Origin of the sequence: Citricoccus sp. (assembly GCF_032154715.1) — a bacterium.
Lineage (GTDB): Bacteria > Actinomycetota > Actinomycetes > Actinomycetales > Micrococcaceae > Citricoccus.
In genome coordinates this window covers 14,453-30,456 of sequence record NZ_JALDXU010000015.1, presented here as the reverse complement: position 1 = coordinate 30,456, position 16,004 = coordinate 14,453, and the positions used below count along the sequence as shown (strand labels likewise).

Annotated in this window: 12 protein-coding genes and 3 pseudogenes; all 15 read left to right on the top strand. The window is 66.7% G+C overall.

Annotated features, from left to right (window positions below; translation table 11 throughout):
* Positions 1–31 precede the first annotated feature (31 nt).
* The 15 genes and pseudogenes from RUH65_RS04485 (at position 32) to RUH65_RS04415 (ending at position 15,776) form a co-directional block, all read left to right on the top strand.
* Positions 32–1,249 (top strand): annotated as a pseudogene (locus RUH65_RS04485) (ROK family protein).
* Between the two features lie 180 nt (positions 1,250–1,429).
* Positions 1,430–2,405 (top strand): annotated as a pseudogene (locus RUH65_RS04480) (IS481 family transposase).
* A gap of 166 nt (positions 2,406–2,571) precedes the next feature.
* The gene (locus RUH65_RS04475) at positions 2,572–3,549 is read left to right on the top strand and encodes a cyclase family protein (RefSeq protein WP_313816017.1); all 978 of its coding nucleotides are present in this window, start codon (positions 2,572–2,574) and stop codon (positions 3,547–3,549) included.
* A gap of 58 nt (positions 3,550–3,607) precedes the next feature.
* On the top strand, positions 3,608–4,732 hold the full coding sequence (locus RUH65_RS04470; protein ID WP_313816016.1) for an FAD-dependent monooxygenase: 1,125 nt from the start codon (positions 3,608–3,610) through the stop codon (positions 4,730–4,732).
* Positions 4,729–5,775, top strand: coding sequence for an amidohydrolase family protein (locus tag RUH65_RS04465; protein WP_313816015.1), 1,047 nt, complete (start codon positions 4,729–4,731; stop codon positions 5,773–5,775). The genes RUH65_RS04470 and RUH65_RS04465 overlap by 4 nt, the downstream gene beginning before the upstream one ends.
* Entirely contained in the window at positions 5,772–6,713 is a 942-nt protein-coding gene (locus RUH65_RS04460) for a LysR substrate-binding domain-containing protein (RefSeq protein ID WP_313816013.1), read from the top strand. The genes RUH65_RS04465 and RUH65_RS04460 overlap by 4 nt, the downstream gene beginning before the upstream one ends.
* Before the next feature lie 743 nt (positions 6,714–7,456).
* Entirely contained in the window at positions 7,457–8,407 is a 951-nt protein-coding gene (locus RUH65_RS04450; protein WP_313816012.1) for an MBL fold metallo-hydrolase, read from the top strand.
* 354 nt (positions 8,408–8,761) lie between these two features.
* Positions 8,762–9,052: pseudogene (locus RUH65_RS15690) on the top strand (transposase); the annotation flags it as partial.
* 238 nt (positions 9,053–9,290) lie between these two features.
* Positions 9,291–9,431 (top strand): hypothetical protein, encoded by a 141-nt coding sequence (locus tag RUH65_RS04445; protein ID WP_313816011.1) that lies wholly within the window; start codon positions 9,291–9,293, stop codon positions 9,429–9,431.
* Positions 9,432–9,523: 92 nt separating this feature from the next.
* On the top strand, positions 9,524–10,543 hold the full coding sequence (locus RUH65_RS04440) for a VOC family protein (RefSeq protein WP_313816010.1): 1,020 nt from the start codon (positions 9,524–9,526) through the stop codon (positions 10,541–10,543).
* A 26-nt stretch (positions 10,544–10,569) separates the two neighbouring features.
* Complete coding sequence (locus RUH65_RS04435) at positions 10,570–11,508, top strand: fumarylacetoacetate hydrolase family protein (protein WP_313816008.1); 939 nt, start codon at positions 10,570–10,572, stop codon at positions 11,506–11,508.
* Positions 11,505–12,497, top strand: a complete 993-nt coding sequence (locus RUH65_RS04430) for a C-terminal binding protein (protein WP_313816006.1) — start codon at positions 11,505–11,507, stop codon at positions 12,495–12,497. Before RUH65_RS04435 ends, RUH65_RS04430 begins: the two co-directional genes overlap by 4 nt.
* Complete coding sequence (locus tag RUH65_RS04425) at positions 12,494–13,486, top strand: phosphotransferase (RefSeq protein ID WP_313816004.1); 993 nt, start codon at positions 12,494–12,496, stop codon at positions 13,484–13,486. The genes RUH65_RS04430 and RUH65_RS04425 overlap by 4 nt, the downstream gene beginning before the upstream one ends.
* Complete coding sequence (gene eno / locus RUH65_RS04420) at positions 13,483–14,784, top strand: phosphopyruvate hydratase (RefSeq protein ID WP_313816002.1); 1,302 nt, start codon at positions 13,483–13,485, stop codon at positions 14,782–14,784. Before RUH65_RS04425 ends, eno begins: the two co-directional genes overlap by 4 nt.
* A gap of 32 nt (positions 14,785–14,816) precedes the next feature.
* On the top strand, positions 14,817–15,776 hold the full coding sequence (locus RUH65_RS04415; protein ID WP_313815999.1) for a fumarylacetoacetate hydrolase family protein: 960 nt from the start codon (positions 14,817–14,819) through the stop codon (positions 15,774–15,776).
* Positions 15,777–16,004: the final 228 nt, after the last annotated feature.

Genomic DNA, 16,004 nt, shown 5'->3' with positions numbered 1-16,004 from the left:
GTTGCGTCGAGACGTGTGCTGTAATGAGTCGATGAACGACATAAGCAGGTTCGATGGCCTGGACGGATCCGGCGGCTCGGGCGCCAGCGAACTGTTCCAGATCCTGCGGGACGGAAATCCCCGCACCAGGACCGAGCTGGCGGATCGCATGGGACTGTCCCGCTCCACCGTGACCCTCCGCATCGAGGCCCTGATGGAGCTGGGCCTGGTCGGCTATGTCGACGAGGCGGTCTCCACCGGAGGTCGTCCGTCCTCACGCATCGCCCTGCAGGCGGGCAGCAAGGTGGTTCTCGGTGTGGACATCGGCGCGTCCCACCTGCGGCTGGCCGTGACGGACCTCGCCGGCCACCGCCTCCGGGAGGCCACCCGCACCATCGCGGTGGCCCAGGGCCCCGAGGCGGTGCTGCAGGCCGTCGTCGAACTTGCCACCGGACTGCTCGGTGAATCGGAGCGCACCACGGGCGACCTGCTGGCGATCGGCATCGGTGTCCCCGGCCCCGTGGAGCACCGCACCGGCCGGCCCATCAACCCGCCGATCATGCCCGGCTAGAACGGCTTCGACGTGCCCGGATTCCTGCAGGACCACTTCCACGTGCCCGTCCTGGTGGACAACGACGTCAACATCATGGCGCTCGGGGAGCGCAACGTCGCCTGGCCGCACGTGGATGATCTGATGTTCGTGAAGGTGGCCACGGGCATCGGAGCCGGCATCGTCGCCAGTGGACGGCTGCAACGCGGAGCGGACGGCGTGGCCGGGGACATCGGTCACATCCGCGTGCATCGCGGCGGCGGCGTCCCCTGTCACTGCGGCAACCTGGACTGCCTGGAGGCCGTGGCCTCCGGACCGGCCGTGGCCGCGCAGCTGCGTGCGCAGGGACTGGACGCCCACACGGGTGAGGACGTGGTGCGTCTGGTTCAAGCCGGTCACACCGAGGCGGTCCATGCGGTGCGGCAGGCGGGGCGGGACGTCGGCGAGGTCCTCTCGGCCTGCATCAGCCTCATCAATCCGTCCGTGATCGTGATCGGCGGCTCCATGACCCTGACCGGCGAACACTTCATCGCGGGCATCCGCGAGGCGGTGTACTCCCGGACCGTCCCACTGGCCACACAGCACCTGCAGATCGTCCAATCGGGCTCCGGACTGGACGCCGGTGTCCTCGGCGCCAGCATGCTGGCCATCCACCATGCCATGTCCCCGCAGCGGATCGACGCCATGGTCAACGGACTCACGGCACCGGCCGCCGGCTGATTCAATGGGGCATGATGTCCAGCCCCGGCGCCAGCCCCCGCCTTCCGGTCTCGGGTCTAGTTCTCAGCCCTAGCTGTATCCAGCCATGAGGTTGGTGACGGTGTTTCGGGGTTGACGTGAGGGGAGACTCCCGGTGAGGTGTGGCTTGTCGAAGGTTGCACCAGCACACAGGAGGCTCCCGTGTCTCACCGTAATGCTCGGCTGACCGTCCATGGCCGCCGATTGATCATCCAGCGTCACCAGCACGGTTGGAAACCCCCGCATATCGCCGCCGCGATGGGGGTTTCCCGCAAGTGCGTGTACAAGTGGATCGGCCGCTATGCCACCGAGGGTGAGGGCGGCCTTCAAGATCGGTCCTCCAGGCCGCACACGATGCCCACCAAGACCCCCCCCCGACCAGATCGAGGATCGGGTCTTGGCTGCCCGGTGGGAGCACCGGGCCGGACCGGCGGTGCTGGCCCCGCTGACCGGGGTGCCCGCCCGGACGATCTCTCGCATCCTGGTCCGGCACCAAGTCCCCTATCTGCGGGCCTGCGATCCGATGACCGGGGAGCCCATTCGGGCCTCGAAGACCACCGCGGTGCGCTACGAATGCGCCCGCCCGGGAGAGCTGGTGCACGTGGACGTGAAGAAGCTCGGGAAGATCCCGGACGGGGGTGGTTGGCGGGCCCCTGGCCGCATGATGGGCAGGACCTCGGCCCAGAAGAGGGCTCGGTCCGGCTATGACTTCGTGCACTCCATGGTCGATGACCACTCCCGCCTGGCCTACTGGGAAGTACTGCCCGATGAGAAGGGTGCCACCTGCGGGGCGTTCATCCTGCGTGCTGCGGCGTACTTCGCCGCCCATGGCATCGCCAACATCGAGCGAGTTATCACTGACAATCACTGGTCATACCGGCGCTCCACCGATGTGCGCGCTGCGATCGCGGAGATCGGGGCCCGACATAGGTTCATCCGACCGCACTGCCCATGGCAGAACGGCAAGGTGGAGCGCTTTAACCGCACCCTGGCCACCGAGTGGGCCTACCGCCAGGTCTTCACCTCCAACGCAACCCGTCAGGCCGCCCTTGCCCCCTGGCTGGAGTACTACAACACTGAACGAGGTCACAGCGCACTCGGCTGGCGCCCGCCCATCAGTCGACTGTCACCAACGTGATGGCTGAGTACACCTAGCTTCCAGTCCCTCCTGGCTCGATGACCGGTCAGTATTGACGGCTCCTATATCTGGCATCTATGCGACTGCCTTTCGGCGATCGGCAGGACTCGGCACAGTGGTGATCAGCATCACTTTCGGCCGCTGGGCCCTGGATAGAGGAGGCACCATGGATCCCCATGACCCCGCCGGCAGCATTGCGGACATGGCCGACCGGTGCAGGAACTGGGGTCGATGGGGAGAGGACGATGTCCTGGGGACATTGAACTTCATCGACGACGCCAAACGATTGGAGGCCGCCCGCCTGGTTCAGACGGGGCGGACGTTCTCCCTGGCTCAGCCCTTCAACATGGACGGTCCACAGCGGGGCTGGCGGCGCCGGACCAACCCCGTGCACACCATGCTGGACACGGGCACTGATGCCGAGTACGGGAATCAGGGCTTCCCCCATGGGCTTGGCGGTGCGGACGACATCATCGCGATGCCGCTGCAATGTTCCACCCAGTGGGACGGGCTGGGTCACATCTTCGATCGCGGTAAGGCGTGGAACGGTCGCCGGGCCGGTCAGGTGGTCACCTCCGACGGTGACCACTTCACCGGTATCGAAACCACGGTTGACCAGTTCGTCAGCCGCGGTGTGCTGCTCGACGTCGGCCGGGCCCTGGCCGAAGATCTGGGTTGCGACGAGCCGGAACTTCCCGACGGATTCGCAATCACCTTTGAGCACATCGAAGCAACTATGGAACGGCAGGGCATCACGGCCTCCGTGGGGCGCGGGGACATCCTCTTGATCCGCACAGGTCAGTACGGACGGAGCCTCCGCGAAGGCTGGGGCACTTACGCCGGCGGGCCCGCGCCCGGGCTGTCCTTCACTACCGCCCCCTGGCTCCACGAACGTGAGGTGGCGGCCGTCGCCACGGACACCTGGGGCTTCGAGGTCCGGCCCAATGAGTTCGAAAGTGCCTTCCAGCCTCTCCACCAGGTCGTCATCCCCAACATGGGTCTGTTTATCGGCGAGATGTGGAACCTGGAGGGTCTGGCCGCACATTGCGCGGCCGAGTCCCGCTACGAATTCCTCCTCACCGCCGCGCCCCTGCCCATCACCGGGGCCGTCGGGTCACCCCTGAACCCGATCGCGCTCCTCTGACCAGGCCCGAAGGGGGCCTGAATCAGCTCTGGAATCACTGTCACGAATGGAGAACACCATGCCTGCTGCACGCACCGTTGGAATCGTCGGATCGGGAGCCGGCGGACTCACCCTGTCCGTCTTCCTCGCCGATGCCGGATTCGATGTCGAGATCCTGGAGAGGGCGGAGGGGCCCGCCACTCTGGGGTCGGGATTGACGCTGCAAGGCAATGCCCTCCGCGTCCTGCGCGAGCTCGGCTTATGGTCCCAACTCCAGTCGAAGGGATTCTCCTTCAGCGAGCTCGGTATGCGAGCACCCGACCCGGAGGCCACGGTGCTGGCCGTCATCCCGGATGCCCTCACCGGTGGACCGGACCTGCCGGCGACCTTGGGCATCTTCCGTCCGGACCTGGCGGGCGTTGTCCGCGAGCGTGCGCTTCTGGCCGGCGTGCGGATCCGGTACGGGCAGAAGGTGGTTGCTGCGGACACCTCCAAGCGCAACGCCACCGTGATCACCGATGCCGGGGAGCGCTACAGCTACGATCTGGTGGTTGGTGCTGACGGGCTGCACTCGGCCGTGCGAGACGCGATCGGCATCACGGAGGGCCCCCAACGGACAGGACTCGGCGCATGGCGCGCCTTCGTGCCACGACCGGCCGAGGTCACCCGCACGGACCTCATCTACGGCGGGCACACCTACCTCGCCGGGTACTGCCCAACGGGTGAGGGGACCATGTACGCCTACCTGTTGGAGGACGGCCGGGAGCGGGACCTGGACGACGGCCCGGCCATCATGCGTGAGTTGGCGGGACACTACGGCGGGCCCTGGAACGAGATCCGGGAATCAATCACCGAGCAGAGCCCCATCCATTACACGCAGTTCACCTCACACCTGGTGGGTGGGCCGTGGCATCGAGGCCGTATTGTGCTGATCGGTGATGCCGTCCATAGTTGCCCTCCGACCATCGCCCAAGGCGCAGCCATGGCCATCGAAGACGCTGCCGTCCTCGCCGACGAACTGACCCGGGCCGATCACTATGACGACGATTTGGCCACCCGCTTCAGGGAGCGCCGGTATGGACGGGCGAAGATCGTGGTCGAATCGTCGGTACAGCTGGGCCAGTGGATGCTGGAGCACAACCGGGACGCCGATATCCCCGGTTTGATGCGCACGGTGGCCGAGACGGTCTCGGTGCCGGTATGAGTGGTCCGGTCGTCGACGTCCACGCGCACGTCCTGCTCCCTCAGCTGCAAGAACTCGTTGCCGGAATCGACCCGGAAGGCTGGCAGGAAGCCCAAGACCTGGAATTGCGGCGCAACGGTGCAGATTCGCAGGCCGCCTCCGGTGCCATGATCCGCGAACGCTGGGGCCTTCTCACGGACCTGCCGGCCCGGCTGGCTGCGATGGACGCGGCCGCGGTAGACCACCAGGTGGTCTCTCCCTCCCCGTCCCACTACTACCCCTTTCTGGCACCGGATCACGCCGTCAGCGTGGCCCGACGTGCCAATGAGGAGATCCGTGACCTCGTGGCACAGGATCCGCAGCGTCTCTCCGGTCTCGGGCTGTCACCGCTGCAGCATCCCTCCCGGATGGTCGAGACCCTGCGGCATGCCGTGGTCGAATGCGGCCTGCGGGGTGTGGAGATCGGTTCCTACGGTCCAGGAGTTGGCGGTGGACAACACGGGACCGTCGAGCTCTCCGACCCGTCACTAGAACCGTTCTGGGCCGCGGCGCGGGAGCTTGGTGCCGTGGTGTTCCTGCACCCCTTCGGCTGCTCGCTCGACGAACGGCTGGACCGGTTTTACCTGGCGAACACCGTGTCCCAGCCGGCGGAGAATGCCGTGGCCCTGTCCCACCTGATCTTCTCGGGTGTCCTCGACCGGTATCCCGACCTGATCGTCATCGCCGCCCATGGGGGCGGTTACCTCCCGGCTGCCATCGGCCGCTCGGACCGGGCCTGGGCGGTCCGGCCTGAGGCCCGCGGATGCCAGCACCCGCCCTCCCACTACCTGCGGCGCCTGTGGTTCGACTCCTTGACGCACGACGCCGGCCAGCTCGCCGCGCTCGTGTCTGCCGCCGGTGCCGATCGAGTTCTGCTGGGATCAGACTTCCCCTTCGACATGGGATCGGAGCGGCCCGTTCAGGAGGTGCTGGACGCCGGCCTGGGACAGGCCGCGGAAGCCGCGGTCCTGTCCGGAAATGCCGCCGATCTCGGACTGGGGCCGGAGCCTAGACTGCGTCCATGAAGGACGTCGATCTCAATCTGTTGCCGCAACTGCAGGCCCTGCTGGAATTGCGCAATGTCTCCCATGCAGCGGAACGGGTCCACCTGACCCAACCGTCCATGAGCGGAGCGCTGGCCCGGCTGCGGCGGCACTTCAACGATGAGCTCCTGGTGCGCTCCGGCCGTGAATACGTCCTCACGCCCTTCGCACAGGCGTTGGCACCGAGGGTCAACCAGGCGCTTGCCGAGGTTCAGGAAGCCATGCACCTGAGCTCGGACTTCGATCCGGGTAACAGTGACCGGCGGTTCGTGGTCGCCGCCTCGGACTACGCCATCACCGTGCTACTTCGACCTTTGAGGCGATTGATGGCGCAACAGGCGTCCGGAGTGTCTGTTGAGTTTATCCCGACGACGGGTCTGGGCCACCGCACCGACTCTTTTGCCGGGGTGGACATCCTGGTGGGTCCCATGGGCTACGGGTTCGGTGGGGAAAGCAGGCAAGTCTTCCGGGACGACTTCGTCGTGGTGATGGATTCCAGGAACGACCTGCTGTCCAGACCTCGACTGGGGACGGCGGACATCGCAGCCGCGCCACATGTGGCCGGCACCTTTGGCCCTGGGGTCCTCACCCCACCCGACCGGTTCTTCCAGGACCGTGGTCAGCGACCCACAGTCGTAGCACGGGTCTCGGGGTGGCAATCCATTCCGGCATTGGTCGCCGGCACTGATCTCGTGGCACTGGTACCGCGGATGCTGGCGGTCCGGATGCGCCCCGACCCGCCGGTGACAATGGTGGAGCTCGCCCCGCAACACGAGATCTCCGTGGTCGAGGCGCTCTACTGGCATCCAATGCGCAGCACGGACCCGGCCAATGCCTGGCTCCGCTATGCATTCCAGCAGGTCGCCGCCGAGCTGCCCGGACGGGCGGCCCACGAGGCGCATCCCGTGGAGATCGTCTAGGGCGTGTCTTCCTTATACTCGTAGCCAGGCGCGAATGGCGCACAAGGTGATGGCGGCGTGGTAGCGGAGTGTGAGCTTGTCGTACCGGGTGGCCTGCCCACGCCACTACTTGGCCAAGGCGAACTAGTGCTCCACAACGGTGCGCCCGCCGCACGATCCTCGAGCGCCATCTCAGGCCGGGGCCACGAAGGCCCGTGGCCGATCCCGGGAAAAGTGGATCTGAAACCAGCACCGGGGCCGCGACCTGGCAATCGGCCACTGCTCATCCGAGAACACGCGATACAGCGATTCTTTTGGCTGCACCGCAGCAGACGGCCGCGATCCTCAACCAATAAGGGAGGCAGGCCGGAGATCAATAGGTTGAAGTATTTACGTCACCGATTCCACTATCACCGAATCTTTGTTCTCCAGCGGAATGAGTACAGCAAGGATGAGACGACGGTGATGTTGGTCACCATCGGGAGATCATCGCGATGGTATGGGCCGAACACGCCTGATACGCCCCCAAACTGAGGTGGAATTGCATGTGTGACGTGGTAGCTAACGCTTTGTCCCAGGTCCCCGCCAATGGACGGAGGAGATTCTTGCAAGCGGCTGGACTGGCCACCGTGGCCGGGAGCCTTGCATCCTGCTCCAGCCCGAGCGCGGGACCAACCGAGCAGGCATCATCTGTTTCCGCTTCGCGGACCCGAGTGGTTCTGCTTGGTACCGCTGGCGGGCCCACGCTCTTACCTGGAGGCCGCTTGGGAATTTCGACGGCAGTGGTCTACGAGGAAAAGATCTACCTCGTGGACCTAGGACACGGCTCCCACACCCAACTGGTCAAAGCCGGCCTGCAGGGCGAGGGCTTTGGCGGCACCTCTTTCACCAATGTGCGGGGAATTTTCTTCACCCACCTGCACAGTGATCACACTGTCGAATGGCCTGCCGTTTACGCGACCGCGGGCATGAATGCGATCGGGCGAAGCGGAGATCCGATCATGGTCTTCGGCCCTGGCGACAGAGGTAGCTTAGTCCGAGTCTTTCCTCCGGATCGGAAAGCACCAGAACTCTACAACCCCGCGGACCCGACCCCAGGCATCGTTGGAATGACGGGATACTTGCGCAATGCTTTTGCGCAGGACTTCAACGACCGTGCACGGGACAGCAATTTCGCGAGTCCCGACACCACGTTTAATGTCACGGACATTGGGCTTGATGAGGTTTGGACTGTGGATCCGGACGGGATTCCCCCGAAGCTAACGAAACCGATACAAGTTTGGCAGGATGGCGACGTCACGATCACCGCCACCCTGGTAGACCACCGCCCCACGGCGCCTGCCTTCGGATATCGGTTTGATACCCCCGACGGCTCTGTGGTCGTTTCTGGGGACACTGGTGTAAGCGCCAATCTCATCGACCTCGCCCGCGACTGTGACTACCTCGTTCATGAAGTCATCGATCCGCAGTTTGCCGACGATCTGGCGGCTGCGCTCCCCCCAGAGATAGCGGGCCCAGTCAAAGAGCACCTCCTGGTATCACACACCACCATAGAGTCCGTGGGCAGAGACGTAGCCGAACCTGCCGGAGCAAAGAATCTCGTGCTGACTCACATGGTTCCGACCGACAATCCGATCAGTCGGTGGATGGAAGCGAAGGAAGGGTACGGAGGGCGCGTCATCGTTGGCGAGGACCTCATGCAGCTCAACCTTTGAGTCAGGAAATCTCTCCTGTCGGATCGATCGCCGCATTCCTGACCTTGTATGCGATGTGATTCTCCGGGACGCCCACGTTGAACCCTCGATCGACTAGGGGCGTCTACCTCATCGGCGGTGCGGCACGCGGCAGGCTGGTCGGGTGAGGTCCATAGGGTCGCGGTATCCACGGACGAGCAGAGCAGTGGGAGTGGATCGAGCCGTGATTTCCCTCGAATCAGGGTCGGTGCGGGCATCCCTATCGCCCGAGCCCATCAGCACGCCACGAACACCACCCGTCCCGACCAGGACATCGGGGGCCGGGTCGAATTAGGAGAAACTGCCGTTTTACGAGGTTGAACCGCCGGTCACGGCATCGGCTGCTCTCGCGGCGGGCTGACCGCCAAGGTCCATGACGCCGTGGACGGGCGCGGCCGGCCGCTTGCCGCCATCATCACCGGCGGGCAACGCAATGACGGGGCAGTGCTGGTCCAGGTGCTGGTCGAGATCCAGGTTCCACGACTCCGCCCGGGTCCCGCGAGGACCCGGACGGAGGCGGTGATCGCCGACCGGGCCTACGTCACCGGAGTGCTCTGCCCCGAACTGCGTCGGCGCGGGATCACCGCGATGATCCCGCAGATGTGGAATCAGGTCGCCGCCCGCGCCCGGCGCGGCAGTTTTTTTCGGGGCGGCCGCCCGCCGGCCTTCGATAAACAGTCCTACTGCGGCGCAATGTCGTCGAGCGGTATCTCGCCTTGGCCAAGCGATGGTGCGGGCGGGCCACCCGCTACGACACGCTCGCAATCCTCATCTGGCTCCGCGCATAAGGGAGACACGTCCTGGGCAACAGGTCTTCCCATCGTGGCCTGCAACCGGGACTTCGCCGCCTCGATCTCGTCCGGCTGTGTCAGCCATCGTGTTCCGCACCATGTACGGATCCGGGTTCGCCACCCCGCCGATCACCCACGGACAGTTCGTGGAATCCCTGGTCGATGCAGTCTGGGGCTACCTGGACCCGGCAGGTATCGATCCGCCCGATGAGTGATATGCCCAACGTTGACTTCCCGCTTCTCTAGCGACTGTTCAGGATGGGTGCAGTGGATCACTACTGGTCCCCCGCTTGAGAAAGAGGCCCTCATGGAGAAGTTGCTGGCGCACATCAGCCACCTTGAAATCAACAGCCCTGACGTCGAGTCGTCGGTGGCCTTCTACGTCGAGAAATTCGGCATGCGCGAGATCCACCGTGCGGACGGCACTGTCTACCTGCGCTGCTGGGGCGACTACAGCACGTACAGCCTGGCTGTGGCCCCCGGCTCCGCCCCTGGGCTGCAGCGGATGGCGTGGAGGGTCACCTCCGCCGCCGCGCTGGAGGCAGCAGCCCGGCGGGTAGAGGCCACCGGGATCTCCGGCACCTGGAGCACCGGCGGCTACGGCTTCGGCAGGGCCTATGAGTTCGAGGGACCCTCGGGACATCCGATGCGACTGGTGTGGGATGTCGACAAGTACGAGGCGGACGCCGACCACGCGTCCGTCTTCCCGGACCGTCCGGAGCGGCGCTCGGACCACGCCGGCGCGCCGCGCTTCCTGGACCACGTCACCGTGGCCACCCAGGACGTCAGGGCTTTCATCAACTGGCATGTGGAGACGCTCGGATTCCGGGCCATGGCCTATACGGACCTGGATGAGGCCCCCATTACCGTCTTTGGCGTGCTGACCACCAATGAGAAGTCCCATGACCTGGGGGTGGTGCTGGATACCTCTGATGTCCGTGGCCGGGTGAACCACATCGCGTTCTGGGTAGACACCTACGAGGAGCTGGCTCTCTGCGCTGACGTGCTTATGGAGCGTGGAACTGGCATGGAGTACGGCCCATCCGTGCACGGCATCGGCGAGCAGAACTTTCTGTACTTCCGTGAACCCTCCAGCCTGCGGGTGGAGCTGAATTCCGGTGGGTACCGGAACTATGTTCCGGACTGGGAGCCGGTCACCTGGCTGCCGTCCGATGGCTCGAACAACCTCTACCGCAATGGCGCCATGCCGATGTCCATGACTGAGTCCTTCCCGGCCGCAGACGGCTACACGGCCACCGAGGAGGGGCTCTCGGTGGAGATGAAGCACGAGGTGCTCACCGCCTACAGCGACCACGGCCGTGGCTGAACTGATCGCGTATCCGGAGCACAACTATGAAGATCATCCGAAGACTCTCAGCGAACGGTCCCCAGCTGGCAGTGCTGGACGGCGAAGACCTCGTCGATCTCCCTGGTGCTGACGACCTCATCCCGCTGCTGGACCGGGGCCGGCTCACCGATCTGGCCCAGCGGGCCCTGGACCGGAGGCAGAAGGTGATGGCGCTTGCCCAAGCCACGCTGCTGGCGCCGCTGGAGCCTCCGACGTTTCGTGATTTCTCCACCTTCCCGGAGCACACCGCCGGCGTGGTCAAGAATCTCGATCCGGAGGGAGGGGTGCCGGAGATCTTCTGGGAGATCCCGACCTTCTACTTCTCGAATCCGTACGCGATCACCGGACCACACGACAACGTCCCGATCTCACCGGGCAGCCAGCGGTTCGACTTCGAGCTGGAGGTAGGCGCCGTCGTGGGGAAGGCGGGGCAAGATCTGACGGCGGAAGAGGCCGCCGAGCACATCGCCGGCTATGTGGTCATCAATGACTTCTCCGCCCGGGACGTCCAGTTCCACGAGATGCAGTTAAAGCTGGGGCCGGCCAAGGGCAAGGACGGTGCCACCGCCCTGGGGGCTTTCTTCGTTACCGCCGACGAGTTGGCGCCGCGGTCCACGGGCTCCTCCTTCGACCTGACGATGGAGGTCGCCGTCAACGGCAGGACCATCGGCACCGACACCCTGAACCACATGGCCTGGAGTTTCCCGGCCCTGGCCGCCTACGCATCCCGGGGCACCTGGATCAGGCCCGGTGACCTGCTCGGCTCCGGCACCTGCCAGTCCGGCTGCCTGGCCGAGCTGTGGGGGCGGCACGGGCAGGAGGCCTACCCGGCCCTGGAACCCGGGGACCTGGTGACCACCACCGTCGAGATGCTCGGGGGCACCGAGAACCGGATCGTCGAGGGGCAGGCCCCCCAACCGATCACCCCGTGGGGCCGGTCATGAGGCCCCGGATCCTGGTCACCGACCATCCGGGTGCGGATCTCGAGGTCGAGCGCCGCGTCCTGGCTGAGGCGGGGGCGGACATCGTCGTCGCACAGTCCGGGGGCGAGGAGCATCTCGCCGAGCTCGCGCGGGACGTGGACGCCATCGTGACCTGCTTCGCCCAGGTCACGGAGACCGTCCTGCGGTCGGCCACCCGCTGCCTTACCGTGGCCCGCACCGGGGTGGGCGTGGACAACATCGACGTGCGGACGGCCACCGAGCTGGGCATGGTGGTCAGCAACGTGCCGGTGTACTGCACTGATGAGGTCGCGGACCATGCGCTCGCGCTGATGCTGGCCCTCAACCGCCAGCTCGTCCCCCTGTCCCGGTCTGCCGCCGGCGGGGGATGGGACCGCCAGGCCGCGCCCCTTCCGGCCCGCCTGCGGGGCAAGGTCCTGGGGCTGGTGGGGATGGGGGAGATCGGCCGGGCCCTGGTGCCCCGGGCCCGTGCCCTTGGCCTGGAGGTGATGGCTCTCCGGCGGCACCGTGAGGTCCCCGCAGGCGTCCGGACCGTGGACACCCTCGAGGCCCTGCTGGCCCAGTCGGACATCGTCTCCCTGCACCTGCCGCAGACCGAGCAGACCCTGGGCCTGTTGGGCGCCCGTGAACTCGCCCTGATGAAGCCCACCGCCGTCCTGGTCAACACCGCCCGTGGCGGGCTGGTGGACACCGAGGCACTGCTCGCGGCGCTGGAGCGCGGGGCGTTGGCCGGGGCGGGACTGGATGTCACCGATCCGGAGCCCCTCCCGGCGGACCATCGGTTGAGATCCCTGGACCAGGTGATCCTCACCCCCCATGCCGCCTTCGCCTCCGAGGGTTCCCTGACCGAGCTGTCCCAGAAAGCCGCCACGAACGTCGCGGACGTGTTGCGCGGAACCGTGCCGGCCGACGTCGTTAATCCCGGCGTGCTGGACAGCGTTTCCCTGCGGCTGGAACGGAGCCGGTCATGACCGCGGAAACCACCCTGCTCGAGGACGACGTCATCCGGCACCTGGTGCGGCGGGGCCTGGCCCCCTCGGTCGAGGACCTCCGGGGCGAGGTGCTGACTGGCGGCGTCTCGAACGACGTGCTGGCCGTCACCGGCAAGGGCCTCAACTTGGTGGTCAAGCGCGCCCTCGGCCGCCTGCGGGTGACCCAGGACTGGGAGGCGGACACCGCCCGGCTGGTCACCGAGGGGCTCGCGCTTCGCGAGGCCGCCGCGGTGATCCCCGGCGCCGTGCCCGAGGTCGTCGACGCGGCGGACGGCTTCCTGGCCATGGAACGGGCGCCCGATGACTGGCGCACGTGGAAGGCCGATCTGATGCAGGGCCGCGTAGACACTGCGATCGCGCACCGACTCGGACACCTGCTGGCCACCCTGCAGCGGGACACCTCATCCCGGCTGTCCGGACTCTCACCGGCGTTCGCGGACCGGACCGCCTTCGAACAGCTCCGGACTACACCGTTCCACCGCCAGATCAGAGACGTCCATCCGGAGCTGGTGCCGGCGATCGACCGGACTCTCGCGCACATGTCCACGCGCACGGACTGCCTCGTCCACGGGGACTACACCCCGAAGAACATCCTCGTGGGCCAGAGTGCCGCCGAGGTTTGGATCATCGACTGGGAGGTCGCCCACCTGGGTGATGCCACCTTCGATCCGGCCTGGACGGTGGGGCACCTGCTGCTGAAGAGCCTGCACCGGCCACAGGACGCGGCGGCCTTCCACTCAGCCGCAGCGGAGTTCCTGGCCGGTCATGCCGAGGTCCGGGGCGCCCCGGACCTTGATCCCGACCAACTCCTGCGGCAGACCGGTTGCCTGCTCCTCGCCCGAGCGGACGGACGCAGCCCGGTCGAGTACCTCGACGATGCCGGCCGGGACCGCGCCAGGATCGCCGGTCGGCTGGCGCTGACATCGAACGCCAAAACCCCCTTGGACCTCTGGAAGGACATCATATGAACCAGACTGCCATCACCAGCCTCTTCGCTTGGGAAGCCCTCGATTCACGGGGCAAGCCCACGGTGGCCTGCGAGGTGAAGCTGGCCGGCGGGGCCCGCGGGCAGGCGACCGTGCCGTCCGGGGCCTCGACCGGACGACACGAGGCCCACGAACTACGGGACGGAGGGGAACGCTACGGGGGGATGGGGGTCAGCCGGGCGGTGGCCCATGTGAACAATGAGCTGGCTGCAGCGACGCGCGGGCTCGACGCCACCGACCAGGCCACGGTGGACGGCACTCTCCGCGCCACGGACGGCTCGGCTGAACTGGAACGCCTCGGCGCCAATGCCGTACTGGCCGTCTCGGTAGCCACGGCCGTGGCCTCAGCCGCTGCCACCGGACGGGCGCTGTACCGTGCCGTCGCGGATCCGGAGGCCAGGCCGCTGCTTCCGCTGCCGATGGTCAACATCCTCTCCGGGGGTGCCCATGCGGGCCGTGCCATTGATGTCCAGGACTTCCTCGCTGTGCCTCTGGGGGCGCGCTCCTTCGCCGAGGCCATCGAGATGTGTGCCAGGGTGCGGCGCGGCACGGCCGAGGTGCTGGCCGCCAAGGGGCTCCCCGTGGCGCTCGTGGCTGACGAGGGTGGCCTCGGAGCGGTGCTGGCGAGCAACCGGGAGGCTCTGGAACTCGTGGTGGCCGGTGTGGAGCACGCGGGGCTGCAACCGGGCCAGGACGTGGGCATCGCCATCGACGTGGCGGCGACCCAGTTCGTCACGGACGGCGGCGACTACATCCTGGCCGCCGAGGGACAACGTCGGCTGCGTCCGGACGAGCTCGTGGAGGAACTGGCCTCGTGGTGTGCGGAGTACCCGATCGTCTCCCTCGAGGACGCACTCGCCGAGGACGACTGGAGCGGTTGGCGAACGGTTACCCGGCGACTCGCGGGGCGGCAGATCCTCGGGGACGATCTGTTCGTCACCCATGCGGACCGGCTCGAACGGGGCATCGAGGACGGCGTGGCTAACGCCGTGCTGGTCAAGCCGAACCAGGTCGGCACGCTCAGTGACGCGAGGGCCGTGGTGCGCCGGGCCCAGGACGCCGGTTACGGCACCGTGCTGTCAGCACGGTCAGGGGAGACCGAGGACACCTGGTTGTCCGACCTGGCAGTGGGATGGCGGACGGGCCAGATCAAGGTCGGTTCCACTATGCGCTCCGAACGGACGGCCAAGTGGAACCGTCTGCTACGGATCGAGGCCGAACTCGGTGATGCGGCGGACTACGCCGGAGCCGCGGCCCTGACCGGACTGTTGTCCGCATGAGCGTCGATGAGAAACAACGAGAGGAACCATTCGTGACACGGTTCGTGGAGCACTACGCACTGGGTACCTTCGACGACGGCTCCGGCCCCTTCGCTGGGCTGGTGGCCGGAGACCGCGTCCTGCGGATCCGGCCGGGAGACCTGACCGACGGCCTCCCGACCGTGCGAGACCTGCTTGAGGACTGGGGCGGAGTCCGGCCGCGGCTGGCCGACTTGGCTCCGGTAGCACGCCAGGAGGGGGAGCCACTGGAGGCACTGCGGATCCTGCCGCCGCTGGAGCCGCGCCAGATCTTCCAGGCCGGGGCGAACTACCGCAGCCACGTTGCGGAGATCATCATCTCCGGCAAAGAGGCGGACGACTCCCGCAGTGAGGGCGAATTGCGGGCCGCCGCCGAACAGATGATGGATGAGCGGGCGCGGGGAGGCAGTCCGTTCTTCTTCGCCGGAGCCGTCACCGCGATGTCCGGTGCGGACGACGACGTCATCCTGGTCCCGGACTCTCAGCAGATCGACTGGGAGGCCGAACTGACCGTTGTCATCGGCCGCCAGGCCGACCGCGTGCCTCCCGAGGACGCCTTGGACTACGTGGCCGGATACACCGTGGCCAATGACATCAGCGCTCGCGACCTGCAGTTCCCCGCAGAGCACCGGCCCCTCGGCGGAGACTGGTGGCGGGCCAAGAACCGGCCAACCTTCCTGCCGGTCGGCCCCTGGATCGTCCCGGCAGATGTGCTGGGGGACTACCGGGACCTGGAGGTGTCCCTCTACCTCAACGGCCAGCAGATGCAGCAGGACACCGCCGCCAACATGCTGTTCGACGTCCCGCGGCTGGTCTCCCAGGCCTCGGCGATCACCCCGTTGTTGCCCGGAGACCTCATCTTGACGGGCAGTCCGGCCGGCAACGGCGGCAAGTGGCAGCGCTGGCTTCAGCCGGGGGACGTGATGGAGACTTCCGTCTCCGGCATCGGTACCCTGCGCAACACCTGCCGGTAGGAGGCCGCGGCGAACTGACGCGCGGCACACGCTACCGCCGAAGGAAGGCCCCGTCGGGCACGGTCACCCGTGTCCGGCGGGGCCTTTGCCGCGAGGGAATGCCGCCAGGTGACTATCGCCCTGGCCGATACCTTCTATCCGTTGTTCCTGTTTCTGCTTCCTTCAAAGACTGAGCATGCTGACTAGATCAACGTGACGTGGATCACGTGAAATCTCCCGTCTCACCTT

Excerpts from the sequence above, each read along its gene's own strand:
- RUH65_RS04475 (WP_313816017.1), top strand. The coding sequence starts at position 2,572 with ATGGATCCCCATGACCCCGCCGGCAGCATTGCGGACATGGCCGACCGG.
- RUH65_RS04470 (WP_313816016.1), top strand. The coding sequence starts at position 3,608 with ATGCCTGCTGCACGCACCGTTGGAATCGTCGGATCGGGAGCCGGCGGA.
- RUH65_RS04465 (WP_313816015.1), top strand. The coding sequence starts at position 4,729 with ATGAGTGGTCCGGTCGTCGACGTCCACGCGCACGTCCTGCTCCCTCAG.
- RUH65_RS04460 (WP_313816013.1), top strand. The coding sequence starts at position 5,772 with ATGAAGGACGTCGATCTCAATCTGTTGCCGCAACTGCAGGCCCTGCTG.
- RUH65_RS04440 (WP_313816010.1), top strand. The coding sequence starts at position 9,524 with ATGGAGAAGTTGCTGGCGCACATCAGCCACCTTGAAATCAACAGCCCT.
- RUH65_RS04435 (WP_313816008.1), top strand. The coding sequence starts at position 10,570 with ATGAAGATCATCCGAAGACTCTCAGCGAACGGTCCCCAGCTGGCAGTG.
- RUH65_RS04430 (WP_313816006.1), top strand. The coding sequence starts at position 11,505 with ATGAGGCCCCGGATCCTGGTCACCGACCATCCGGGTGCGGATCTCGAG.
- RUH65_RS04425 (WP_313816004.1), top strand. The coding sequence starts at position 12,494 with ATGACCGCGGAAACCACCCTGCTCGAGGACGACGTCATCCGGCACCTG.
- eno (WP_313816002.1), top strand. The coding sequence starts at position 13,483 with ATGAACCAGACTGCCATCACCAGCCTCTTCGCTTGGGAAGCCCTCGAT.